The 23,265-nt window shown below is 68.2% G+C and carries 19 protein-coding genes, 1 other RNA gene and 5 pseudogenes; 10 read left to right on the top strand and 15 right to left on the bottom strand.

Annotation, left to right across the window (positions count from 1 at the left end):
• Window positions 1-8 precede the first annotated feature (8 nt).
• Both AB0D14_RS26875 and AB0D14_RS26870 read right to left on the bottom strand, forming a co-directional pair.
• The gene (locus tag AB0D14_RS26875) at window positions 9-626 is read right to left on the bottom strand and encodes a hypothetical protein (RefSeq protein ID WP_362783742.1); all 618 of its coding nucleotides are present in this window, start codon (window positions 624-626) and stop codon (window positions 9-11) included.
• Window positions 623-1,447: a MerR family transcriptional regulator gene (locus tag AB0D14_RS26870; protein ID WP_362783740.1), complete on the bottom strand. Its 825-nt coding sequence runs from the start codon at window positions 1,445-1,447 to the stop codon at window positions 623-625. Before AB0D14_RS26870 ends, AB0D14_RS26875 begins: the two co-directional genes overlap by 4 nt.
• 243 nt (window positions 1,448-1,690) lie before the next feature.
• On the opposite strand from AB0D14_RS26870, the pseudogene AB0D14_RS26865 reads away from it, so the two are divergent.
• Window positions 1,691-2,062: pseudogene (locus AB0D14_RS26865) on the top strand (DMT family transporter); the annotation flags it as partial.
• Between the two features lie 67 nt (window positions 2,063-2,129).
• Window positions 2,130-2,536: RNase P RNA component class A (gene rnpB / locus AB0D14_RS26860), an RNA gene on the top strand.
• A 194-nt stretch (window positions 2,537-2,730) separates the two neighbouring features.
• Here the strand turns inward: rnpB and AB0D14_RS26855 are convergent.
• The 8 genes and pseudogenes from AB0D14_RS26855 to AB0D14_RS26820 form a co-directional block, all read right to left on the bottom strand.
• A pseudogene (locus tag AB0D14_RS26855) lies at window positions 2,731-3,084 on the bottom strand (Fic family protein); the annotation flags it as partial.
• 15 nt (window positions 3,085-3,099) lie between these two features.
• A complete protein-coding gene (locus AB0D14_RS26850) occupies window positions 3,100-3,300 on the bottom strand; it encodes a hypothetical protein (RefSeq protein WP_362783737.1) in 201 nt (66 codons plus the stop codon).
• Window positions 3,297-3,647 (bottom strand): type II toxin-antitoxin system Phd/YefM family antitoxin, encoded by a 351-nt coding sequence (locus tag AB0D14_RS26845; protein WP_362783734.1) that lies wholly within the window; start codon window positions 3,645-3,647, stop codon window positions 3,297-3,299. Before AB0D14_RS26845 ends, AB0D14_RS26850 begins: the two co-directional genes overlap by 4 nt.
• A 170-nt stretch (window positions 3,648-3,817) precedes the next feature.
• Window positions 3,818-3,932: pseudogene (locus AB0D14_RS26840) on the bottom strand (ATP-grasp ribosomal peptide maturase); the annotation flags it as partial.
• A gap of 76 nt (window positions 3,933-4,008) precedes the next feature.
• Window positions 4,009-5,076 (bottom strand): annotated as a pseudogene (locus AB0D14_RS26835) (DUF6079 family protein); the annotation flags it as partial.
• Between the two features lie 92 nt (window positions 5,077-5,168).
• On the bottom strand, window positions 5,169-7,109 hold the full coding sequence (locus tag AB0D14_RS26830) for a DUF2075 domain-containing protein (protein ID WP_362783731.1): 1,941 nt from the start codon (window positions 7,107-7,109) through the stop codon (window positions 5,169-5,171).
• Between the two features lie 142 nt (window positions 7,110-7,251).
• Window positions 7,252-7,482, bottom strand: a complete 231-nt coding sequence (locus AB0D14_RS26825) for a hypothetical protein (protein WP_362783975.1) — start codon at window positions 7,480-7,482, stop codon at window positions 7,252-7,254.
• Complete coding sequence (locus tag AB0D14_RS26820; RefSeq protein ID WP_362783729.1) at window positions 7,479-7,721, bottom strand: hypothetical protein; 243 nt, start codon at window positions 7,719-7,721, stop codon at window positions 7,479-7,481. The genes AB0D14_RS26825 and AB0D14_RS26820 overlap by 4 nt, the downstream gene beginning before the upstream one ends.
• A 222-nt stretch (window positions 7,722-7,943) precedes the next feature.
• Here AB0D14_RS26820 and AB0D14_RS26815 point away from each other — a divergent pair, with 222 nt between their 5' ends.
• From AB0D14_RS26815 to AB0D14_RS26805, 3 genes are all read left to right on the top strand, one after another.
• A complete protein-coding gene (locus AB0D14_RS26815) occupies window positions 7,944-8,786 on the top strand; it encodes a helix-turn-helix transcriptional regulator (RefSeq protein WP_362783726.1) in 843 nt (280 codons plus the stop codon).
• The gene (locus AB0D14_RS26810) at window positions 8,768-8,977 is read left to right on the top strand and encodes a DUF397 domain-containing protein (RefSeq protein ID WP_362783723.1); all 210 of its coding nucleotides are present in this window, start codon (window positions 8,768-8,770) and stop codon (window positions 8,975-8,977) included. The genes AB0D14_RS26815 and AB0D14_RS26810 overlap by 19 nt, the downstream gene beginning before the upstream one ends.
• 238 nt (window positions 8,978-9,215) lie before the next feature.
• On the top strand, window positions 9,216-10,286 hold the full coding sequence (locus tag AB0D14_RS26805; RefSeq protein WP_362783973.1) for a hypothetical protein: 1,071 nt from the start codon (window positions 9,216-9,218) through the stop codon (window positions 10,284-10,286).
• Window positions 10,287-10,320: 34 nt separating this feature from the next.
• Here the strand turns inward: AB0D14_RS26805 and AB0D14_RS26800 are convergent.
• Window positions 10,321-12,532 (bottom strand): annotated as a pseudogene (locus tag AB0D14_RS26800) (NERD domain-containing protein); the annotation flags it as partial.
• Between the two features lie 275 nt (window positions 12,533-12,807).
• Here AB0D14_RS26800 and AB0D14_RS26795 point away from each other — a divergent pair.
• The 4 genes from AB0D14_RS26795 to AB0D14_RS26780 all read left to right on the top strand — a co-directional run bounded on the left by AB0D14_RS26795 (window position 12,808) and on the right by AB0D14_RS26780 (window position 17,867).
• Window positions 12,808-13,029 (top strand): hypothetical protein, encoded by a 222-nt coding sequence (locus AB0D14_RS26795; RefSeq protein ID WP_362783721.1) that lies wholly within the window; start codon window positions 12,808-12,810, stop codon window positions 13,027-13,029.
• Window positions 13,029-13,715 (top strand): restriction endonuclease, encoded by a 687-nt coding sequence (locus AB0D14_RS26790; protein ID WP_362783718.1) that lies wholly within the window; start codon window positions 13,029-13,031, stop codon window positions 13,713-13,715. Before AB0D14_RS26795 ends, AB0D14_RS26790 begins: the two co-directional genes overlap by 1 nt.
• A gap of 64 nt (window positions 13,716-13,779) precedes the next feature.
• Entirely contained in the window at window positions 13,780-14,172 is a 393-nt protein-coding gene (locus AB0D14_RS26785; RefSeq protein WP_362783715.1) for a hypothetical protein, read from the top strand.
• Complete coding sequence (locus AB0D14_RS26780) at window positions 14,169-17,867, top strand: AAA domain-containing protein (protein ID WP_362783712.1); 3,699 nt, start codon at window positions 14,169-14,171, stop codon at window positions 17,865-17,867. The genes AB0D14_RS26785 and AB0D14_RS26780 overlap by 4 nt, the downstream gene beginning before the upstream one ends.
• On the opposite strand, the gene AB0D14_RS26775 is transcribed toward AB0D14_RS26780, so the two are convergent.
• The 4 genes from AB0D14_RS26775 to AB0D14_RS26760 all read right to left on the bottom strand — a co-directional run bounded on the left by AB0D14_RS26775 (window position 17,854) and on the right by AB0D14_RS26760 (window position 22,136).
• Window positions 17,854-20,025, bottom strand: a complete 2,172-nt coding sequence (locus AB0D14_RS26775; protein WP_362783709.1) for a hypothetical protein — start codon at window positions 20,023-20,025, stop codon at window positions 17,854-17,856. The genes AB0D14_RS26780 and AB0D14_RS26775 overlap by 14 nt on opposite strands.
• Window positions 20,026-20,028: 3 nt before the next feature.
• Window positions 20,029-20,850: a hypothetical protein gene (locus AB0D14_RS26770; RefSeq protein ID WP_362783706.1), complete on the bottom strand. Its 822-nt coding sequence runs from the start codon at window positions 20,848-20,850 to the stop codon at window positions 20,029-20,031.
• Entirely contained in the window at window positions 20,847-21,611 is a 765-nt protein-coding gene (locus tag AB0D14_RS26765; RefSeq protein WP_362783703.1) for a vWA domain-containing protein, read from the bottom strand. The genes AB0D14_RS26770 and AB0D14_RS26765 overlap by 4 nt, the downstream gene beginning before the upstream one ends.
• A 324-nt stretch (window positions 21,612-21,935) precedes the next feature.
• The gene (locus AB0D14_RS26760; protein WP_362783700.1) at window positions 21,936-22,136 is read right to left on the bottom strand and encodes a hypothetical protein; all 201 of its coding nucleotides are present in this window, start codon (window positions 22,134-22,136) and stop codon (window positions 21,936-21,938) included.
• A gap of 101 nt (window positions 22,137-22,237) precedes the next feature.
• Between AB0D14_RS26760 and AB0D14_RS26755 the strand changes: the two genes are divergently transcribed.
• Complete coding sequence (locus tag AB0D14_RS26755; protein WP_362783697.1) at window positions 22,238-23,065, top strand: SDR family oxidoreductase; 828 nt, start codon at window positions 22,238-22,240, stop codon at window positions 23,063-23,065.
• Window positions 23,066-23,265: the final 200 nt, after the last annotated feature.

The raw sequence follows: 23,265 nt of genomic DNA, 5'->3' as shown, positions 1-23,265 counted from the left end.
ACGCCAGCCTACGGGGTGCCGCTCACCCCACCTCGTCCTACGCCCGCCCCGCCCCGCCGCGTGAGGTCGCGTACGGCGCCCGCCAGCGCGTCGGGTTCATCGGCGTGGAAGCGGATCAGCTGTACGTCCCTGGGGCGCCCAAGGGCGGTGAAGTGCCGTACCGGGGCGGACAGTTCGAGCGTGATCGTGGTCTGCGCGGCCATGGCGAGGTCGAGCCGGCCCTCGCTCCGCTCGTGCGTGGTGACCAGCTCGCGCCGTACGGAGGTGATCGAGGCGAGCGGGACACGCAGGTCGACGTGGGCGGACCGGCGGATGCGCAGAACCGTGTCGTCGAGGACGTGCGGACGGGTCACGGACGCCGCGTGCATGCCGACGACGAGCAGCAGCGTGTAGACGTCGAGGGTGAACACGATCCGGTGCATGGCGGGATGGTTCCGCAGCAGCACCGCCATGCAGGCGCTCTCCAGGACACACACGAACCCGAACGCGAACATCATCGCGCCCTGTCCTCGGGCGTATCCGAAGGCCCGCCCCCGGCCGACGCCGTGCGGGCGCCGGGCCACCCACCGGGCGATGCTCGCCAGCAGCCGCCCCTCGTTGGCGGCGAGCCGCCGCACGGCCCTCATCGTCCACGCCCCTCGCGCGCACGCCCCACACGCGCCTGCTCCTCGCGCGCACGTTCCACGAGGAGCTGGATCGTCCGGAGGACCGCCGCGGACTGTGCGGGCGGGAAGTCGTCGAGGAAGGTGCTCAGGAAGCCGCCGCTGCTGTTCGCCTCGGTCCCGTCCAGGTCGAGTCCCGCGAGGTCCAGGTCGGCCAGGGCCTCGTCCGGAAGGCATGCGCCGAGGGCGTGGGCGGCCTCTTCGACGCGCGGGTCGGCCGGGTCGGCGTCCGCGAGCGAGTCCAGCAGCGCGTATGCCGAGTGCGTCCGCTCCAGAGCGCCGGGTACGTCGGCGGTGGCACGCAGCGCCGACAGCAGGCGGTCCCGGTCCTCCGGGGCCGCGACCGTCTCAAGGAGAGCCATCATCTCGCGGTCCTTCGCGGCGATCGCCGGTTCCGGGTTCCGGGTCAACTCGCTGAAAATGGAGGCAAGTTCGGGAGACACGGGCCCCTCGGCGGGCATGCTCTCCCCGTCGAGCAGGGCGCGCAGCCGCAGCCTCCTGGCCCGGATCGCCGCCTCCTGGCGTGCCAGGTCGTCGTCGAGTTCCGCGAGCACCTCGGCGAGGTCGCGGCCGGCGTCGTCCGCGAGGACGTCCCGGACCTCGGCGAGGCCGAGCCCCAGCTCGGTCAGCCGCCTGATCCGGGCGAGTGCGACGGCGTGCCGCAGCCCGTAGTCGCGGTAGCCGTTGGGGCGCCGCTCGGGTTCGGGCAACAGCCCGAGGTGGTGGTAGTGCCGCACGGTCCGCGTCGTGACGCCGACGGCGGTGGCGAGCTCTCCGATCTGCATGCCCTCAGTAGAAACGTTGACGTTGCGGCAGGGTCAAGCGAGAACGCGCCACGGCGCGGCCCCGGGCACACCGCCACGCGGCTCACGCGGCTCACGCGGTCCGGGCCGACCGGGCATCCGGGCCGACCGGGCATCCCGGGCCGACCGGGCATCCTGACGGCAGGCCTGGGGCTCGGCCTGGCCGGCGTGGCGGTCCTCACGATCCCGCACCTGACCGGCGGCAACACCCGTTCCCTCACGGAGATGCTGGTGACGGTGGTGGGCTACGCGACGGCCCCGCTCATCATGGCCCGCTACCTGAGGCACGTCCCGACCCTGCAGCTGCTGGCCCCCTGCCTGCTCCTGTCAGCGCTGGTGTACGCCCCCGCCGCGGCCCTGCAGTGGCCGTCGCAGGTTCCCGCCCCCTCGGTCCTGGCCTCCCTCGCGGGCCTGGGCGTGATCTGCACGGCACTGGCCTTCGTGGCCTTCCTGGAACTGATCCGGGAGGTGGGACCGACCCGGGCCGTGGTCTTCACCTACGTCAACCCGGCCGTGGCGGTGACGGCGGGCATGCTCTTCCTGGACGAGGAGCTGACCGCGGGCGTGGTGGCGGCCTTCGCCCTGATCCTGCTGGGCTCCCTCCTGGCCACGGCCTCGGGACGGCGGCGGGGCGAACGCCCGGTAGCATGGTCGACACGACAGACGAGTCGGGCGGACGGCCGCGTGGAGTCCCCTTCGGGGGTGCTTCCCGAGGAACGTCCGGGCTCCACAGGGCAGGGTGGTGGCTAACGGCCACCCGGGGTGACCCGCGGGACAGTGCCACAGAAAACAGACCGCCCGGGACCTCGGTCCCGGGTAAGGGTGAAACGGTGGTGTAAGAGACCACCAGCGCCTGAGGTGACTCAGGCGGCTAGGTAAACCCCACCCGGAGCAAGGTCAAAAGGAGCGCCGTAAAACGCGCTCTGCGCGGACGTTCGAGGGCTGCCCGCCCGAGTCCGCGGGTAGACCGCACGAGGCCGGCGGCAACGCCGGCCCTAGATGGATGGCCGTCTCCCCGGCCGCCGCGAGGCAGCCGGGCGACAGAACCCGGCGTACAGCCCGACTCGTCTGCCGCCAAGGGCCTTTGACCAGGGAAAATACTGATCAGAGGCCCTTTCTCGTAGATCCGGGGGTTTGGTCAGACCCCGCTCCATACCGTTTCAAACCGGACTGCGCGGCTACGTACGTGTGCTTCGTCGACGGCGGGCTGTTCCCAAGGGGTGGCGCCCTGTTCCGAGGATCCTCGCTAGCCGGAGTGACGGGCGTCAGCTCGTGGTGACCAGCTCGTCGAGCAGCAGCTCCACCAGACTGTTGTCACCGAGGAAGCTCTTCACCGAGGCGTCCTCGTTGCGTTGAGGGTCCATGCCCGACCAGTTCAGCGCGTATCCCGCGTCGGCGCTGAGTTGGGCAAGGAACGCCCGCTGGGCACGGCCGTTGCCCTCGCGGAACGGGTGGAGGACGTTCAGGTCGCCGTACAACGTGGCCAGTTGGATGACGAATTCCTGCCGGGGGAGATTCTGAAGCTGACCGGAGGAGGCGAGACGGCCGAAGACCTCTCCGGCGTAGAGCACCAGGTTTCTCGCCGGGCAGAACGGTGTGCGCTTGGCGATGTTCACGGTGCGTAACTCGCCTGCTCACGGATAGATGTCACCGAATACCGCGGCATGGAACGCTTGAAGATGGCCGAGTTCGTACGCGCCGGGTAGGGGGCGTTCGGCGAGCATGACGAGGCGCGCCCGGGTGATGTCCGCCTCCGCTGCAGCGAGCAGCTGATGGTCGGTTATACCGAGCTTGTTGCGCAGCACGCCGTTGGGCATGGCGTACGGATCGTTCATCCTGCCCGCCGCTCCGACGTCTGTCGGTGGCGGGCGATCGCGCGGGCGACAAGGGTGTCCGCGTCAAGGTCGCCCTTCACGTACGCCTCGGTGTCGCGGTCGGATGCCTCGGAGGCGTGGAGCCCCTCCGCCTCGATGGAGCCGGTGGCCGAGGCGACGGCCGTACGCCGTGCGGCTCGGCCGCTCAGCGCCTCGAAGGCATCCACGGACAGGAGGACGCCCTGGGGCTTGCGGTGGGCGCCGATCAGGATCGGGTCGGCATCCGCGCCGGACTCCGACAGGTCGGTCAGGATCCGCGACAGTCTCGCGCGCGCGTCGCTGACGGTCACGACCTCAGGGATCTCCATGCTGTCACCGTACCCATATAGAGGCTTGATTCTGTACAGATTCTAGTACGGATTCCTGCGAGTGTCCCGCCCCGGGCGCGGCCCTGGAGGTATCCCCACCCCGTCCCGGAGGCTGTCACGCCGCCACAGCTGAGCGAGGCCCAGTTCGCCGTGCTGGAAGCGGAGCTGGCCAAGGGGTCAGGCCAGGTGCCGAACCGAGCCGAGACCGCGAGGTCCTCGCCGATGTCGGCGGCGTTGAACCGGACTACCGGCACATCGCGCCGGTTGGAGTTCGGTGATCACCATGTCGGCGATGTCGTCCGCCTCGGTGGCCACCAGAACCGGCTCCGAGAACCGATGTCGGCCGCTGACCCCGTCGACCGGACTCGGCCGCCCCCGACACCTCCTCGCCGACCAGCTCACGCAGGTCGCGCTGACGGGCGATGAACGAGACCACCGGGACGGCACGGCGGGCGTCGCCGCCCTCCACGAAGTTGGTGACCTTGCTGGCTTCCTTGGCCACGAACTTCTGGTCGTGGATGAGGGCCGCGAGCCACAGGATCAGCTCGTCCATGAAGAGGATCAGCCCGTCGTAACCGAGCGCCTTGGCGTGCTCGGCGAGCACGGACAGGCCGGCGTCGAGTGAGACGAACCCGTGCGCGTCCTCGGCGGCGTTCTTCGCGAAGCCCGGCAGCAGGTGCGTGCTCGCGTCCTGGACCAGCCGAGCCCGCAGCTCGGGGGGCGTCGACGGGCTGACCAGGTTGAGCGCCTGGCCGCCCTCGTGGACCTCCTCGGCGGCGAGGGCGGTGTCGAGCAGCTGAGGTGTCCAGCCGAACGCCTCGCCCCACTTGTCCTCCTCGTCCGCCGTGCCGTCGCCGCCGCCGTCCGCCGAGGTGAGGCCGCCGATCACCGCCTGGTCGCCCAGGCGGGACCGCATCGCCCGGATGTCCTCGAACAGGGCGTCCGTCCGGTACACCTGAGGCGTCGGCGCCTCGGGGTGCAGCTTCTTGACGTGGCTGACGTATCCGCCGAGGATCCGCTGCTCAAGAGCTTTCGCCCCGAGCATGTGGTACGGCACGAGCAGGAACCGTTTCCCCTCGGTGCCGAGTCACTCGTGCTTGGTGAGCACCGGGTCCAGGTCCGTCCGCGCGCGGGCCGCCGGGGCCCCGCTGAGCAGGGCGTGCAGCACCGCCATGAAGTGCGACTTACCGGAACCGAACGACCCGTGCAGATAGGCCGCCTTCGACGTGTGCCCGTCGAGCGCGGCCCGGATCAGCCCGAGCGCCTCGTCGAAGTTCTCCAGCAGCCGTTCCGTGACCACGTAGTCCCGCAGCGCCCGCTCGGCACCCTCCGGGGACGTTGTCTCCGAGAGCTGGAGGACGAAGTCCGACGTGGATATGGACTCCTTGATGTCGATGACATCGCGGAGCAGGGGCGGCTGATGTGCCATGAACTACCACTCTCCTACGGGCAGTTGAGCGGGTTCGTCCGATCGTATGACCTACCAGTGACGACAGACGACCACTTTTCGCACATGCCTGACTACAGCAGAGTGAGAGCCTTCACTTCTGACTCCGGATGCACGAGCGAGCGCAGCTTGTCGCGCGTCTCCTGGTCCGTCGAGTAGATGACCGTGCCGACCATGCCCCGTGTCAGCAGCACCTTGTAGGTGTTGCGGATCAGCCGGTCGATCTCGCTGTCTGGGGTCGCTTTCGTGAAGATCGGGTCTTTCGACGCGGACCGGTCCACGACCCAGTGGTCCGTACGCCACACCAGGTCGGGCCCGATGATCACGCCCGACCAGTCGTATTCGAAGCCCTGCGCGGTGTAGACGCAGCCGACCTGCCCGAAACCGTCCGGGTCGGTGGCCCACAGGGGCGCGGGCGGCGCACCGAGGACGGACCGGTCGCCGTACACGTTCCAGGGCCGCGCCCACTGTCCGATGACGACGTCGGTGGGCAGCTCGGTCATGTCCGGGGTGACCTTGGTGGTCCACTTCCAGCAGTAGCCGGCCGACATCCGCGCGCCGTAGCCGTCCGCCCGGCGGGCGACGAGGAAGTCCTCCAGTTCCTGCGGGCTCTCGGCGGTCCGCAGCTCCAGCTTGCCGTCCGGCTCCCACGAGTTGGGCGTGCCGCCCTCCAGCCCGAGCAGGTCGACGACCCACTTCTCGTACGCGTCACTGCCGCCGCACCGGAACTGGCCGTCCAGCTCCACCAGCGTGACCTCGAGTCCCTGAGCACGGGCGACCCGCCGGATCTCCTCTGTCGTTCCCATCTCGCCCGGCCGCACCACCTGATGCTGGTCGAGCAGGAACACCGGTACCCGGGCCGCGTCGATCAACTCCGCCACCTGCGGGCGGCCGGTGCGCAGTTCGGCTTTGGTGTAGCGGTTGGCGGAGGTCTTGCGCAGCCGGTGGGCCTCGTCGCAGATCAGTACGTCGAGGTCGTTGGGCTCGGCGTCCATGAAGCTGTTGAAGTACTTGAACAGGTCCCGCACGGCGGGTTTGCGCGCCCCGGCGATCTTGCGCATGGTCTTGGTGAACGACGCGGACCCGGTGGCGTGGAACGCGGTCATCCCGCGCCGGTACAGCTCCCCCAGGAGCGACAGCGCGACGACACTCTTGCCGGAGCCGGGACCGCCGGTCACCACGATGACCTGCTTGTGGCTGGACCGCTTCGCCTCGCGCACGGCGGACATCACCTGCTCGTAGGCGACCCGCTGCTCGGCGATGAGCACGAACTGTTCCCGGTCGCGGATCTCCGCCGCCGCGACGGCCATCAGCTGCTTGGATGGCCGGATCTTGCCGCCGAGCAGCACGTCCGCCGCCTCCGCGCCGGGCTTCGCGGCGAGCCGCGAGCGCAGAAAGTCCAGGAAGGCGCCGCGCTGTTCAGCGGTGTACAGGCGGCCGTGCTGGTCCTCCGTGACAGTCCGCAGACCCGCGATGCGGGACTCGGTGGCGTTGTGCAGAAACGCCACCCCGGCCAGCGACCTCGGCATCCGCTCCAGCGCGCCGTTGAACGACAGCAGGTACTCGCAGTAGCCCCGGACCTGCTTGATCGGGTTGAGCACGGCGTCCGGATACGCGTCGATCCGGCACAGCAGCGGCTCGTCCTGCTCCAGGTAGGCCGCGCTCCACTGCTTGAGTTCGACGACGACGTACGACGGTTCACCGGTGGTCGGGTGGACGCCCGCGAGCACGGCGTCCGCGCGCTTGCTGGTGAGGGGCAGGCTGTACTCGATGAGCACCTCGATGTCGCCGAGCCCGGCGTCCATGAGGGCGTTGACGAGAGCCGGGAGACTGCGTTCCCAGGACCTGACCTCCGACTGCCCGGCGCTCCGGCCGTGCAGATGACGGAAGTTCTCGGTCAGATGCAGCGCCAGCGATCCTTCGAGGATACGGGTGGCCACGGACGCCGCGGACTCACGGAACAGCAAGGGAATGCCCCCAGGCAGCACGAAGAAGACTCGTGCGGGTGGGGGCATGTCCTTCGACGTCCGCCGCGCGCTCTCGCGCAGCGGGTCAGGAAGCCCGTCGGGCCGCTGAGATTGGTTCTCGCCATCCTAGGTGAGGGTGTTGATCACGGCGAGGGGATTGGTACGGAGTCGGCCATGACGTGGCGGTGTGTCACCTGTGCTGTCTGCTGCGGACGTTTGCCTCGGTGACGAGTGCGCTGAGCAACTCGGTCGGGGTGAGGAGGCGGAGACGGTCGGGATCGGCGTCCCATTCGCGGCCACCTGCGAGCGGGCGGAGTTGGACGTACGGGCCCTCGTGGCCCATGACGCGTCCGACGAGATCGCGGGCGCTGTCGTGGACGGCCTTGCCGACAGCGGGGATCTTGTCGGCGTCGCCGGTCACCCGCTGATCCCCTTCATGATCACGCCCGCGAGCAGGAGGGCGACAGGGGGAGCGCACACGCCGAGGTGGACGAGGGCGTACTGGGCTTCGTCCTTGCGGTCGTCCGCCCACGGGGTGCGGATGTCCATCGCGGGGAGCTGGATGCCGGCCCGGGAAAGGGCGGAGGCGAGGGCGTCACGGGCTTCGAGGGCTTCTTCGATCTTGGGGGTGTGAGGAACGGCCTGCGGTGTGGGGGGCATGGAGGGCCTCGTCTGTGTGGTCTCGGCGGTGCGGTGGTCGGTGTGGTTTCGCTGATCCCATGACCCGGCTGCGCTGGGTGAATTACGCTGCGTAGTCCGGGCGTTACGAGAATGCGCCCGGAGGCGGGCGGCCGGGTTGTGGACGGGGCGGTGCTTCCCCGTCGCGCGGAGGCGGTTCCACACGTTCCACATCGCTCACGCGAACGTCCCGGAGGGAGCGGCATGCCGCAGCGACGCGTCATCACCGGTCGCAGTCAGGAACCCCGTCAGCGGTTCGCCGAGGAGTTGCGGACGTTACGGGCGTCGAGCGGGACGAGCCTGCGGGCGCTCGGCGAACGGCTGGGCTGGGACTACTCGTTGTTCGGCAAGATGGAAAAGGGCGAGACGCTGGGCAGCCCGGAGGTCGTCCAGGCGCTGGACACGCACTACGGGACGCCGGGGCTGTTGCTGGCGCTGTGGGAGCTGGCCGCCGGGGACCATACGCAGTTCCGCGAGCGGTACCGGCGGTACATGGCGCTGGAGGCGGAGGCGGTGAGTTTGTGGCACTTCGCGGTGAGTGTGCTGCCGGGGTTGTTGCAGACGCCGGGGTATGCGCGGGAGGTGCTGGCGGCGGGTGGGCTCAAGGGTAAGGAGCTGGAGCAGCAGGTCGAGGCTCGGATGGGGCGGCGGGAGCTGTTGGAGGGGGAGGGCGCGCCCCGCTTCCGGACCATTCTTTCCGAGGCGGTCTTGCGGACGGCGTTGCTGAACGCTCAGGAGTGGCGCGGGCAGTTGGAGCACCTCATTGCGGTGACAAAGCGCCGGAACGTCGCCGTCCAGGTGTTGCCGTTCAGCGCTGGCCCTTACGGGCTCGATAGCACCGACGTGTGGTTCCTGCGGCTGCCGGGCGGACGTACGGTGGCGTACACGGAGAACGCGCACCGTGGCGACCTGATTGAGGACAGCGCGGCGGTTGAAAAGCTGCAAGATGCTTACGATGCGGTACGTGACCTGGCTCTGTCCCTGGTCGAGTCAAGGAAGTTGCTCCTGCGCATGTTGGAGGAAGTACCGTGCGATCCATCGACCTGAGCGTCGTGACGTGGCGCAAAAGCTCGTACAGCAACTCGGATGGTGGCGCCTGCGTCGAAATCTCTGACGACGTTGCCGCTGCCGTCCCAGTACGGGACAGCAAGGTTTCGCAGGGCCCGGCTCTCGTGTTTCCGGCTACCAGCTGGGTCTTCTTCGTCTCGGCGCTCAGGGACGGGGAGTTGAGCACCTGACCAGGCAGGACAACGGCCCTGCAGTTTGTTCGGATCGCGGGGCCGTTGTTGTAGCCGGTGGGTTGCTTCTGGCGGTACTGCGCCCGTCCTCTGGCCGAGGTGGTCGGACGTCAGCGTAGGGCTCGTGCCGCCCGACGCCGAGGTGCCACGGAGGGAACTCCAGCGCCGTCGGCCGATCGTCTTCTCTCGCTGCGTCGGTGCAGCCTTCAAGTGGTTCGGGGCTGGCTACGATCACCGCATGGGTATATCTGATCTTGCTCAGAACGCGGCGGAGTCCATATCGAACGCCGAGCAGGAAGCGCGCGTGCTCATATGCCCGGCGTACGGGAGCAAGGAATCGCGCAAGCACTGGAACGACACCCTCGAACGAGAAGTGCCCTTCCTCCAAGGAGAGCTGGCGCGGCATCTGACGCGCCAACAAATCGAGCGACTCACCCACCTTCATCCTGCGGGCGCGGCCCGTTTCTGGGGTGCCAAGCCGAGCCACGACAAGGCGATGGCCAAGGTCCGCACGGGCGACGTGGCGCTGTTCACCGGGATGAAGAAGGTGCTGGCTGTCGGCGAGGTCGGCGCGATATTCGCCAACGGGGAGTTCGCCGACGAGCTGTGGCCTCCCCATCCGGGAGGCGAGAGCTGGCGAACGGTTTACAGCCTGCGTGACTTCGTGCCGGCCGACATTCCGTACGAGGTGCTGGCCAGGCTGATCAAGTATGCCGACAACTATGGATTTCCCGGTCAGCTGGTGCTGGAGGGCGACAAAGCACGCTCTGCCATAGAAGGTCTGCGTATAACCACCAGGACAGTTCTGGAGCAGCTTGGTATTGACGAGCCGCCCGCCCCCGGCCCAGTTTTGACCCGGCGAGCCGAACTGGAGCGGCAACATACCCCGACCGTCAGCTTCGATCGTGCGGCGGTGACGACCCTCTACCGGCGTGAGGAGCAGCCGCTGGTCACGGAGTTCTGTGGCACACTCGCCACCGCTGCCGGGCGCTTCCGCTCTCCTGCGGGTCTTTGTGACATCTACTTGGAAGGGCCCGACGGTGTCGAGGTGATCGAGGCGAAAAGCCGCACCGGGCACGCGTACGTGCGGGATGCCCTTTCCCAACTGCTGGACTACGCCCCGCACAGTCCACTTCCCGCAGACCGGCTTGCCGTGCTGGTCCCCGGCCCGCTCGACGAGCGGGAGCTGTCGCTTCTCCACCGATACGGTGTCGACTGCATTCACCGGATCTCCCCAGGCGTCTTCCAGCGGGTTCCGGCACCAGATCATAAACGACGCACGATGAAAGAGCTGTGGACGGCGAGCTGAGGCGCCGGCGGCAAGGTGGCCACCACTGGGTGGCGGCGATCGCGTACCGCTCGGCGTGCGAGTCGTACGCGGTGCGGGTCAGGGAGCCGATGAACGGGTCGAGGTAGCCGTCGGTGCCCGCCTCGTAGTCCTTGGCCGGATAGCCCGCCAGGGAGAAGTCGATGAGGACCAGCTCGCGGGTGCGGTTGGGGCGGATGCGGATGGCGATGTTGTCCGGCTTGATGTCGCGATGCCAGACGCCCTCGCCCTCCAGGAAGTCCACGGCGCCGAACAGGTAGTCGCCGTACGCCTCCAACTGGTCCATCTTCAGGCGCCCGTGTTCGCGCAACTGGCGTGCGACCGTCTCCTCGCGGCGGCGGGTGCGTGTGCCGGTTGCGGAGTCGGGGGTCTCGGCGTCCGGGTCGGTGGCCTCGCGCTCGTCGCCCACGTACTCCAGGGCGAGGACCGTACGTGGCTCGATGCGCAGGGGTTCCGGCTCGACGAGCCGGATCACCCGGGAGTCGGGGCGCAGCCGGTTCATCACCTCGGCCTCCTGGACCAGGACCTGGCCCCTGCCGTCCGAGAGACCCACCTTGAGGACGGCCAGCGGCCGGGACTTGCGCGCTTCGGCCTGGAGATCGCGGACCAGGAAGGCCCGGCTGGTGGACCCGGTACCGAGGCGGCGCCGGACCTCCCAGCGTCCGCCGAGGACGTCGCCGGCCACCGCTTCGAGCGGGTCCTTCTCGCGGGCCTCGGCCGGTTCGGGGTCGGGCGGCGCAGAGGTCGGCGCGGTCAGTCCGTCCTCGACGATCTCCAGCATCTCCAGGAACTCGTCCACCGAGGACAGGCGCTGTCCGGGCCGGTAGGCGGTCGCCGCCTGCACGAGGAAGTCGATGTCCTCGGAGAGATCGTCGACCAGCGAACTGGGGCGCAGGCCCTCGCCCGCCTCCAGCCGGGCCAGCAGCTCGGCCTGGCTCGCGGCAGGGGCCTGGCCCGTGACGAGGAGATAGGTGAGGACGCCGAGGCCGTACACATCGAGGTAGACGGGGTCGGCCTTGAGGGCGGTCAGCTCCGGGGCGAAGTACGGGTCGGAGCCCTCCGCCAGGTGCATCGCCGAGAGGGCGGTCGGTGCGAAGCGGGTCACGCCCTGCCCGCTGTCGCCGTCCGTGCCGGAGGCGCGCTGGGTGGCGATCTGCCAGTCGGAGATCTCCAGACGGGGGGGTAAGCCAGGCGGCGTCCTCGCCGACCGTCTGTCCGCGCCGGCCCCGGTCACGGGGGATGAGGTGAACGGCACGGGCGGCCAGCGCCCGGTGGTGGATGCGGGCGGAGTGCGCGGAACGCATCGTCTCCGCGAGCTGACGGACCAGTGCCATCCGGCCGAGGATGTCGAGGCCCTTGCCGTGCTGGAGCAGGTACTCGTCCAGGCGCAGCGTGCGCGGATCGTAGTCGAAGATCAGGGCGGGGCCCGCGGAATGCCCGGACGGGTAGTACTGCTTGAGCTGGACGACGCCGGGATGCTTGAACCGCTGCAGCACCGCCGCCTCACGACGGGCCGCGCTCTCCACCGACCGCCGGATCGACGCCTCCGACCCGCGCTCGCTCAGGTAGACACGGACACGCGGCACCTCGGGCAGTTCGCTGTAGTCGGCCCAGGTCGGACCGGAGTCGAAGGACTTACGGTCCAACTCGTACGGGCCGACCTTGTACTCGGCGTCACTGCGCCGGATGCCGATCCGGTCGAGCGCGGTCTTGATCTCACGGGAGTCGATGGCCGTGATGCGGCGTCGCTCGTCGCGCGGCGGCTGCTTCAGCGTCGCGACCAGCTCGTCGACGGTGTGGACGCCGTTCTGGTCGTGGGCCGGCAGCCGGACGCGCAGGCCGCCGTCGGTGAAGCAGACGGCCTCGCCGACCCACACCCGCCTGCCGTTCTGGCCGAGCAGCCCGGCCAGTTCCTTCGCCTTCTTGTTGACGAGATGGAGCGGGTTGCCGTGCGGGCGTCGATGGCCCCCGGGGGTGGTCTGCACCCAGGTGCCGTTCTCGCTGGTCACCGAGCCGTGCCAGTCCTTGAGCTCGATCATGTAGACGCCGCCGGGGGCGACGACGAGCAGGTCGACCTCGCGGACGTGACCGGTGTGGGCGGTGAACGTGAAGTTCGACCACGCCCGCCAGGGATCAGCGTCCGGCAGCTTCTCCCGGATGGCTTCCAGGCCACGGTGTTCATGGTCGAACTCGGACTCGGTGACCGTGGTCCACCGGCCTTGCCGCATGCGCTGTCCCCGGCCACGCTCCGTTCCTGGCCTTACATGCCGTTTCCGCCACGTCACGGACCCGGTGAATCCTAGCCGTGGCCGACGACAGCGGGTAAGCCGTGCGTCAAGCCGCAACCGTCGGCCTGAGGTGCGCGCGGGGGACACGCGAGCAAAGAGCGTTGGCAGCGCTCCAACGCGCCACCATTTCCGCTGGTTCGGCTGAAGAAGCACTGGCCGGGACGGAGACTTTCCCGCTACTGATGGAGGCTTGGGTCGGGGAACGGGGGGATCCGATGCTGCTCGTCGTGGGGTTGCTGGTGCTCGGCGGCACCGCGCTGGTGTCGCGTTGCGGGGGACCCACAGCCTTCCACCGGCCCTGTCGCCGCAGACGCAGGGGGCTGTTCGCGCGTTGCCGGGACCATACCTTCACCTTGATCACGATCACCGACCTGGCGGGCCTCGGGCTGTTCGGTCTGGCCTTCGGTATGTGGGCGCTCTTCGGCCTGGTCGCCTGATGCGCCGCAGGCGGAGCCAAGGAGGGTGGGCCGCCATTCCCTGGTGGGTGTGGGGCACGGGCGCCCTGGCCGTGGTCAGCGGTCTGTGGCAGGCGGCCGAGCAGTGGCCGGCGCGGACGGGCATCGCACTGACCGCCGTGGCGGTGGGGGTGGGCCTGAAGCCTGGGCGGCTGGCGGTACAGAGATGGGCTGGGCGCTCGGCGCTTCCCGCGGGGCCCGTGCGCTATTCGCTGGCACATCTCGATGCCTTGGACCCCCGGGCGTTCGAGCTGGCGATCTGTTCCCTGCTGCGCCGGGACGGGCTGACCGCGGAGCATGTGGGCAGAGCGGGGGACAAGGGCGCCGACGTCCTCGTCGTCGATCGTTCGCAACGACGAGTCGTCGTGCAGTGCAAGCGGCTGCGTCCGGACCGAAGGGTCGGGGACCAGGATGTGCAGCGGGTCAACGGCACGTATCGCCACGACCACGGTGCCCAATTCGCGGTGATCGTCACGACCGGAGGCTTTACGGCAGCCGCGAGGGCCAGCGGCCCACGCTATGGGATTCGCCTGGTGGACCGGGGCGCCCTGGAGAGGTGGGCGGATCTGGGTGAGCCGCTGTACCGGATTCTGCGGATCCGGGACGAGGGTGAACGACGCAGGCGCTGGGCGCCAGGGGCATGGCGGCGGGGAAACTCACTAGGGTGACGGAAAATCAGCATCACTCGTAATTCCCTTTCAGGGCAGGCGAGTTGGCAGTACTAGGGGGAACATGTCCGACGAGATCGAGTCCGCGCGAATCCAGGTGTTCGGCGCCGACCCGCGGCATGCGGAGCTCGAAGCGCGAGAGCTGCGTGAGGTTCTGAGGGGGCTGGACGGTGCCCAGGTGCGCTTTGCTCCGCCCGAAGCGCCGCAAGCCACTGAGGGCGCGAAAGGGACAGAACTGCTGACCCCGGAAGTCGTCCTCATCCTCACCACGGGCACTCTCGCGCTGGCGAGGACGGCCATCAAGGCGTGGGTCGAGGTGCGGAAGAGCCGCAAGGTGCGTGTTGTGCATGCCGACGGAACGGTCACGGAGTTTCAGGGCGGAGTATCCGGGCGTGAGGTGAAGTCCCTGCAGGGTGGTCAGGGTAACCAGGGCGACGGCCCGGCGGACGAGCGATGAGCCGCAAGCATGCCTTACTCGTGGGCACCGCCGTCTATGAGGACGTCAACTTCCCCGCCCTGTCTGCTGTGCGCGCAGACCTCCACTACCTGAGCCAGGTTCTGGAGATGCCGGCGGTCGGCAGGTACGAGAAGTGTGTACGGGTCGAGGACTCGTCGAAGGCCGCGATCAAGCAGGCCGTCGAACAGTTCCTCAGGGACCGTGAGCCGGACGAACTGGTGGTGCTCTATCTCAGCGGCCACGGGGCGTACGACCGTGAAGACGGTCAGCTCTACTACGTGACCACGGACACCGAGGCGGACCGGCTCCAGCAGACCGCGCTCGAAGCCTCCTACGTGACCGACCAGTTGGAGAAATGCCCCGCTCGGCGCAAAGTCCTGCTGCTCGACTGCTGTTTCAGCGGCAGCGCGGTGCAGGGCTTTCGCAGCAAGGGAGCATCACACTCGGCCACCTCACCTGTGGTCGAGGCCAGCGGTGTGCACGTCATCACCGCGTCGCAGCACTGGGAGCAGGCGTTCACCACCGATGCGGACCAGCCCTCGCAGTTCACCAGAGCGATGGTCGAAGGCCTGCACTCGGGACAGGCGGACCTGGACGGTGATGGGCAGGTCTCGGCGAACGACCTGTTCCGGTACATCAGCCGTGACTTGCGGAAAGCCCCTGACGGACGCCGGCAGACACCGACCCAGTCCAGTCTTCAGGTGACCGGGGACATCTATCTCGCCGATGCCTCCACCGGCCGTCAGATCCCTGCCCTCAAGCCGCTGCCCGCCGGGCTCACAGCGGTCACCGACGGTGCGGGAGGGGTGACGCCGGCACCGGTCAAGTCCACTGAGGCAATACACGACGACTCCGCCTTCACCGACACCGACTGGGCCGGACTGCTGACGTACTACCAGCACTGTCTGGAAGCGGAGAACTCCACCGACCAACTGCTCCCACTGGTGGGCAGTGATCCCCCACGCGCGGTCTGGCCGGCAGGGGAGGAAGTCCTGCTCTCCGGCATGGAAGCCACGGTGCAAGCGCCGGAACGCGTCGTGGATCTCGCCGAGCATGCCCACAAGGACGGTGCCGACCTCTGGTACGGATACCCCGTCGCCGTCCTCTACGACGGCAAGCGGCAGGTGTGCGCGCCGCTCGCCATGCGTCAGATCGAGGTCGAACGCGATCCGCAGGGACGCAGTGTGGTGACGCCCACCGGGCCGATCGTCCTGCATCCCAAACTTGTCCTCGACCGGCTGGGCAAGGACGAGGGCAAGGAACTGCTCGCCGCCTACCAGCCCAACTGGCGGCCGGGCTTCCGGGAGGACATGGTCCGTGACCTGCGCAGCCTGTTGCAGGAGCTGGGGCTGCCCGACACGGAGCACCTCGACCCCGGATCGCTCGGCGACGGCAGCTCGTTGTACGCCGCGCACGAGGGTGCCCGCAATGTGGCGGTCGTCTTCGCCGCACGGTCGGACTCGGCGGCCACCGCACAGCTGATGAAGGACTACAGAACGCTGCAGAGGAGCGTCGGACAGTTCGCCGACACCGCGCTCGGGGCGTTATCCGGGCGCGCGGAGCCAGGAGCGGACGGGAGCGCCGAGCAGGACGTGCAGGTGGTAGCTCCACTGGAACTGAACGAAGGACAGGAAGCGGTCATCCGGGCCGCCATGGTCCGCAGGCTCACCGTCGCCACCGGGCCGCCCGGCACCGGGAAGAGCCAGCTCATCGTCAACGCGGTCGCCACGGCCAGAGCGGCCGGCCAGACCGTGCTCGTCGCGTCGACCAACAACAAGGCGGTGGACGAGGTCTGGGAGCGCTGCGAAGCCCTGGCGCCGGGCCTGCTCGTACGTACCGGCAATCAGGCCGCTGTCGAGGAAGAGTTGCGGACGCTGGAGCAGTTGACCCGCAGCGTCCGGCCCCACCAGTCTTCCCAGATACACAGGGGAGAATTACGGAACCAGCTTCGGGAGCAGGAGGCGCTCCGTCGTCAACTCGCGGAGGTCGCCTGTCGGGAACGGGAGTTGGCCGATCTCGGCCAACTTCGCTTCTCGTACGCCGAACAACACCATGGCGACCCTCAGACGCTGGTTACGGCCCTGGGCGACGATGTATCCCTCGGCCGGTGGTTGCGCCGGGCCCGGACAGCGGTCCGCCTCGGGATCTTCGGCGGGTGGCTGCGAAGCCGATGCCTGCGCGGTCTCGCCCCGCTGTCAGTACAGGTTGCAGGGCGCCAGGATTTCGCCGACCTACTGTCTTTCGCGGAAGCCGAGGCAGCTTGGCGGCAGAAAAGCACCGAAGCCGACGCGGTAGCGGACGACGCCCAGCTCCTGACGATGCTCCGGGAGACCGATCGGCGGGTTCGGGAGACGGCGGCGGCATTGCTGCAGGCGTCGGTGGCGGAGCAGGCGACGACCGCGCGTGCTGCCATCCACGATCGCATCGAAGCCGTGAAGTCACGATCACCGCGGCAGTGGTCGGCCTTGGAGCGGATCATGCCGCAGGTGTCGGGCTGGGCCGTCACCGCAAGGTCCCCCCGGCGCTTCCGGGACCGGGCCGCCCTCTTCGACCTGGTCATCGTCGACGAGGCGAGCCAGTGCTCCACGCCGGATGTGCTGCCCCTGCTCTTTCGCGCGCGGCGGGCTCTGGTGATCGGTGACCCCATGCAGTTGCAGCACATCACCACACTTCAGCCCCGGCAGGAGGCCGAGGCACACCGTGGGGCGGGGCTGCGCGCGAGCTGGCTGGACGAGCACCGGCTTGAGCACCGCCGTTACTCCTCGTTCCATGCGGCTGCCCATGCGGCCGGGAAAACTCTGCTGCTGGAGGAGCACTTCCGTTGTCACCCGGACATCATCGGCATCTCCAACCGCCATTGTTACGGCGGTCGGCTGACCGTCCTCACCGAACCCCGGTCGTTGCGACGCCTCGACGGAGTCGACGCGGTTCAGTGGCTCGATGTGGTGGGAACAGCACGCAGAGGCGGCAACGGGTCGTGGGCGAATCAGGAGGAGGCGGAGCGCGTCCACCTTTCGGTGGAGCGACTGCTGCAGCGGCTGCCTGAAGGCTCGACGGTAGGGGTCGTCACCCCTTTCCGCGCCCAGAAAGACCTGATCGCCGAACGCTGGAAGCACGAGTCGCGGGTACGGGTCGGTACGGTGCACACGTTCCAGGGAGGACAGCAGGACGTGATCCTGTTGTCACTCGTCGCGGGCGCGAGAATGCGCCCCAGCGCGGTCAACTGGCTCTGCCGCGAGATCAACCTCTGGAACGTGGCCATCACCCGCGCCCGTTCGCACCTCATCGTGGCCGGCGACCGTGACTTCTGGTCGGCCCGTGCGGGAATGCCACATGCGCTGCTGGACGCGGCTGAGGACAAAGCCGCGCTGCTTCCGTTCGGGGCGGAATCCGGACAGCAGCACGAGCTTGTCGGTGACCGCCTTCAACTCCTGCTGACGGACGAGATCTCCGGAGTCCTGCTCGACCGGAACATCACGACCGACGGCTATCCCTGTGACTTCGACGTCCGCCGGGGTACGGGCGCGGCCCAGGTCCAGCTGGACCATGGGGCGTCGGCCGGAGTGGAGGTCGCTCGCCACCTGAGGCTCGCCCTCAGCCATGCGGCCCTGCTGCCGAACGGGGTGCGGCTGCCTGCCTGGCATGTGTGGGCCGGCCGAGCGGAGCGTGTGACGGGGCGGCTCAGCGGCCGATGAGGGCGAAGCGCAGATACCGGAGCGAGGACAGCGCCCGTGCCGACCGCCTGGCCGCCGCGATCTCGGCCTCGACCGCGGCCAACCGGCCGTGTGGATCACCGAGTTGTCTGACTCGCTGGGCGAACTGCTGACGTTGCTGAGAGGCGTGCCTGGCGGCGAGCTGGTCTTCACCGGTGAGCCGGGCAAGTCCCGAGCTCAGCTTCCTTCCCGCGTCCTCGCGCGCTGTGCGGGCTGTCGTCTCCGTCGCCCGACGCCGACGGGACAGGTCTGCCTCACGTTGTACGAAGTCGGCTTCGATGGACTGGCGCCTCGCCGCGGGCAGGCTTGACGGTGCGCGAGAGGAGACACGGGCGTACTGCCGTATCCGCCACGACTCCAAGGTTCTGGCGCGGTTCTCACCGATGCCCTTGATGTCGAGTCTGCGTCCGTCGGCCGCATTGATCAGTCCCGTTACGCTGTTGTACCGACCACCGGCACTGACCAGAGTGATGCCGGTGAAGTCAGCCGCCGTTCGGACTCCTTGCGTGGCCAGGGCCTGGACCAGTGACCGTCCGATGCCGGTCAACTCCTTCTCGTGCAGGCGGACCCTACGCAGTTCGGCGTCGATGAACTCCTTGCGGTAGCTCGCCAAAGCTTGGTCCAGAGTCGTCCGGCGCTGCCCTGCGAGGGAGGCGATGCCCCTGTCGATGGCTTGCTGGTCCTGGACCTTCTTCTTCTCCGCCGTCTTGACGGCCTTCTCATGGGAGCGCTCCAGCTTTGTCTGAGCGGCCGTGAGCTGACTCCTTCGGGCGATCTCCGAAGCGTCGAACTCCTGCCGCTTCCGCTGGAGCTGATCAGCCTCCCTGACGGGGCCGAGCGTGGCACGCCGCTTCTCCCGGAGTTGGCTCAGGTGGGCGCGCAGGATCTTGGTTTCCGGACGTGTGTAACGGGTCGCGCGGGTGGTGAACGCTGTGACACCCAGAGTTCCGCCGTAGGAGAGTGCTGTGACGAGCGGAGACACCAGCTCGGCCAGAGCGGGGGCACTCGGTGTCAGCACAGCCAGCGGCAGCAGGAGTCCGAGCAGCACGTCCGCGGCACGGCGCTGCGTGTACTTGCCCGGAAGTGAGCCAGCCGGCGGCGCGGATACGCCAGTACTGGACGCGGTGGTGGTCGCGGTGACATGACTGTTGAGCCAGTCCGGTCGACGTCCCGTACCCGCCCGGGGGCCGGGGGTGTGAGCCCCGGGCGGGGGAGCGACCGCCACCGAGAGACGTGGGACGAGTGACAACGGCTGCCAGGCCAGTGCCTTGATCTGCTCTGCCAGGCCACGCACAGTGCTATTGGTGTGGCTGAGCAGAGTGGGGAGACGAACGGACCCGGCAGGGTTCTTGAAGTCGTCCTCCGTCAGCAGGAGGTACTCACCGTCCGGTTCGTGGAGGCGTGTCCACAAGGACGGATCAGCGGCGACGGCGTGCAGGGCGAGATAGATGACCCAGTTCGAGAAGTGGTCGAGGGTACCGTCGAAGTCGTCGTCTCCCCGGGCCGGAGACTGGTAGTTGCGGTGTCCGCGTTCCGTGCTGTGGCGTCCGTTCAGCGCCGGTACGAACATGCCGTCGTAGTCGACCAGCCGGAAAGTGCTGTCCTGTGCCACCAGCAGATTTCCGTGCTGCAGGTCGCCGTGCGCGATGTCGTGCGCGGCAAGATCCGTGGTGAGCTGGGCGAACCGCTCGGCGAGTGCCAGCACCGCCGCGCTGTCCGTGTAGTGATGATCGAGCCAGTTGGAGAGGGTCACGGCCTCCACCCAGTCCATCTTCAGGACGGGAAAGCGCGACCCATTGACAAGAATGCCCTCCGGTACGTAGTCGAAGCCGATCCGCCATGGTTGTGAGAGCGAACCCGGAGCGATACCGGAAAGTTTGCTGCTGATCGCCTCGTAACGGTCCTGCTGGTCGCGCACGTGAGAGGTGAAACACTTCAGGGCATACCGTCGGCCGACGGTGGACGTCAGGGAGAAGACGCTCGCGAACTGTCCGGAGATGGGGCGGGGGAGACCGAGCTTGTTGACCTGTGGCCGGGCTCCGCGCAGGTCGAGATCCTGAAAGCACACTGCGGTGTTCTGGAGAGCCTCCTGGTACTCCCGGCCAGAAGGAAAGGCCAGCGGCCCCTGCACAGTGCTCACGCCTCACTGCCCTTCGACATCTATGCGTACGACGGCCACGTCGTCGTTGTGGAGTGCGCCTTCCGAGCGAAGTCTCTGAAGCCAGTCCGAGAAACGAGGTCCGTCATGAGGGCCGGAGAAATCCGAAAGCTCACCCAGAACGGACGCGTGATCGGCGGCGGAAAGGAACCAGTGGGCGAGCGCGTCGGTCATGAGGAGCAGGCGGTCACCGGCTTCGCAGCTGCCCTCAGCGAACAGGGTGCGGGCAGAGAGCAGCGCGCTGTCGTGATTGAGGCTGTTGAAAAGTCTCGGAGTGACGCCGAACTCGTCTGCATCTTCCACAGGAAAGGACCTGAGTATCTTTCCGTCCCGAACGTGAAAGAGACAGCTGTCACCCAACGCGGCGCAACGCCAGCGCCAGCCGCCTTCTGGTACCGGATCCATGCGCAGCATCAGCAAGGTGGCGGACGCTCCGCTGGCGAGTTTCGCCTGCTCATACCACTTCAAGGGATTCCCCTCCGCGGCGCGTCCCTCAATGTACTTTTCGAGCCACGGTTTCCAGAGGGAAACGGTGTTTCGAGCGAACGACTCAAAGGAAGGCCCACTACGGAAGACGTGCTCGTCCTCCCCGGCGTGTTGAGCGGCGGACTGGGCCAACAGGTGTGCCCAGTCCTTGGCCAGGACGCTTTCCGTCGCTCCGTCGGACATGCCCACGGCCAGTGGGGCATCGACCAGTTCGTCGAACCGCGGAGCTGGGACGACGTGGGCGGCATCCTCGCACTCGGCTTCTGTGCTGCCGTTCTTGGGCGCGAGGAGCTGAGTGACATAAAGGCCGCTCGAAGTCACCGGAGTTCGGTGGCGCGGGTGCCGATGTCGAGGAACTGGACCACGGACGTGACGTCGGCGTTGTAGACGAAACCGCGGGTGCTCTCGCTTACGCGCTGCCCCTGGGAGGCGGCATAAGAGCGCATGTGCGTGGGCAAGGGGCTCGACATGGCGAACAGTGCGCGAGCGTAGTCGTCCGGCAGGTCGGCGTCCGAGTCAGGGAACGCGCTGGGAGCACCGCCGGCCGCGGAGACGTGCAGGTTGAACAGGAGCACGGAGCCGTCAGCCGTCGCATGCGCTGTGATCGCGGCCGCCGACGCGGCGGGATCACCATCGGTCGACTCTCCGTCGGTCAGATTGAGAACGATGGGCGGAAAGCTGCCGGGATAGCGCTCGGTCCAGCCCGCCACCAGGGTTTCGGCGTACTTGAGCGCACGATTCATCGGAGTACCGCCCTGTGCGACAGGATCCATCCAGAGCGGGAATTGCACCGTGGTTTCGACCAGGCCTCCGGCACCGTCCGATACCTTCTTCGCCCGGCTTTCGATTCTCGCGGGTGCGTCGGCGACCTCGCTCAGAGGCACCAGGTCGCGTCCGGTGAGTTCTCCTTGGAAAGCGGAGCCCACAGCACTTCCGTAACCGATCACCGCGATATGAAAATAGTCGCGTACGCCTTCCTCTTTGGCGCACTTGACTGACAGTTCGGTCAGTAGCCGATTGATGGCATCGGCCACCACATCGGATTTCCTGGTGGGGTCGTCACCGCCGATCGGATCGGACATGGAGGTTGACTGGTCGACCAGAAAAATGAAGCAAGTCGGACTGGTGCGGCTGATTTCGGCTGTTTAGGGCATGCCGGTGTGGCCCCTTCCCCCATTGTTGTGAAGGGCTTCGCCGGGGGTTGGTGAGCAACTCTCCGGGCCCGCCCTTCCTGACCAGCAGTCAGACTATCGGTCCCGGCGTAGGCATCGCAGGGGCTAGAGGCGACGATCCGGTCAGTCGACGGCTACTTCTGTGCTTTTGCCGACGACTTCCGGCTGGCGACTGCTGCGGCTTCGCGTCGGGCGGCAGACGGGTATGAGGCAGCAGGACTATGACGCCTCACCTCAGCATTTCTGCTCGCCGAGCGCCGCGCGCAGCCAGTCCAGCGACCCCGTGTCCAGCACCGCCTCGGCCGGTCGCAGATCGGCTCGTTGCTGCTGGTCCGTCGCTCCGTCGACGGTGAACGAGTCGTAGGTCAGGGTCAGCTCGCCGACCTGGTGGTGGTGGAAGGACTTGGCCTCATGGGCCTCGCTGCCGCTGTCCATGCCACAACGATAGGCGCGCACGCGATCGGTGACCTGGGTGTGGCGCACCCCGGATAAGACCGCCCTGGTTGGCCTCCGGCTCACCGAACATGCTCGGACTCATGACGAACAACGCTTCAGACAGCTTGTCCCTGCCCGTTGCCGGTGTGCTTGCGGGTACGGGTGCGGGTCCGGGTCCGCTTGCCGGGCGGGTCGCGGTGATCACCGGAGCCAGCGCCGGGATCGGCGCCGCGACCGCACACCGTTTTGCCGCTGCCGGAGCGGCGGTCGCCCTGCTCGGCCGGCGATCCGGGCGGCTGGACGACCTCGCCGCGACCCTGCGGAAGGAATACTCCGCCGAAGCCCTGCCGCTCGCGGTCGATGTCACCGACTCCGTCGCACTGACCAACGCCGCGTCGACGATCCGCGCCGCCCTGGGCCGGCCCGACCTGGTCGTCGCCAACGCGGGGGTGATGCTCGGGGCGCCGTTCGACGAAGCGGACACGGCCGAGTGGGACCAGATGATCGACGTGAACCTGCGGGGTCTGCTGGCGACCGGCCGGGCCTTCGTCGCGGACCTGCTCGACGCGGCCGAAGCCGGACGGCCTGCGGACCTGGTGAACCTCAGCTCGATCGCGGCGGAAGTGATCTTCGTCGACTACCCGGTCTACGGCGCGACCAAGGCGGCGGTCAGCCAGCTGACCCGCAACCTGCGTGTCTCTCTGGGGCCTCGCGGTGTACGGGTGCGGTCCGTCGACCCGGCCTTCGCCGTCACCGAGCTCGGTGACGACATGGCACACGAGGCCACTCGGGCCGGACTGGCCGACATGCGCACGGCCATCACGACCATCACCGCGGAAGACGTGGCCGACGCCATCACGTACTCGGTGGCGGTGCCGGCCCGGGTCAACATCGCAGAGCTGACGGTCGTGCCCACCGAGCTCGGCTGAGAAGGGCGTGCGGGCGTCCACCGCGGCAGCGGGTGGGCGCCTTGTCGCGTGCTACGCCCAGCCGCCGTTGTGGGACCTGTCGGTCACGGTGGTCGGTGAGGCCGGCACGGCGTCGATCTCCTTGATGATGCGGAGCTGGAGCGCGGCCGGGATGACGGCCGAGCTGCTGCGCGACCGGCTGCCGTACCGCATCACCGGCA

This window comes from Streptomyces sp. NPDC048484 (assembly GCF_040651415.1).
In the GTDB taxonomy this organism is placed as follows: domain Bacteria; phylum Actinomycetota; class Actinomycetes; order Streptomycetales; family Streptomycetaceae; genus Streptomyces.
The sequence above is the reverse complement of the archived record's forward strand: the minus strand, read 5'-3'. Positions and strand labels throughout refer to the sequence as shown.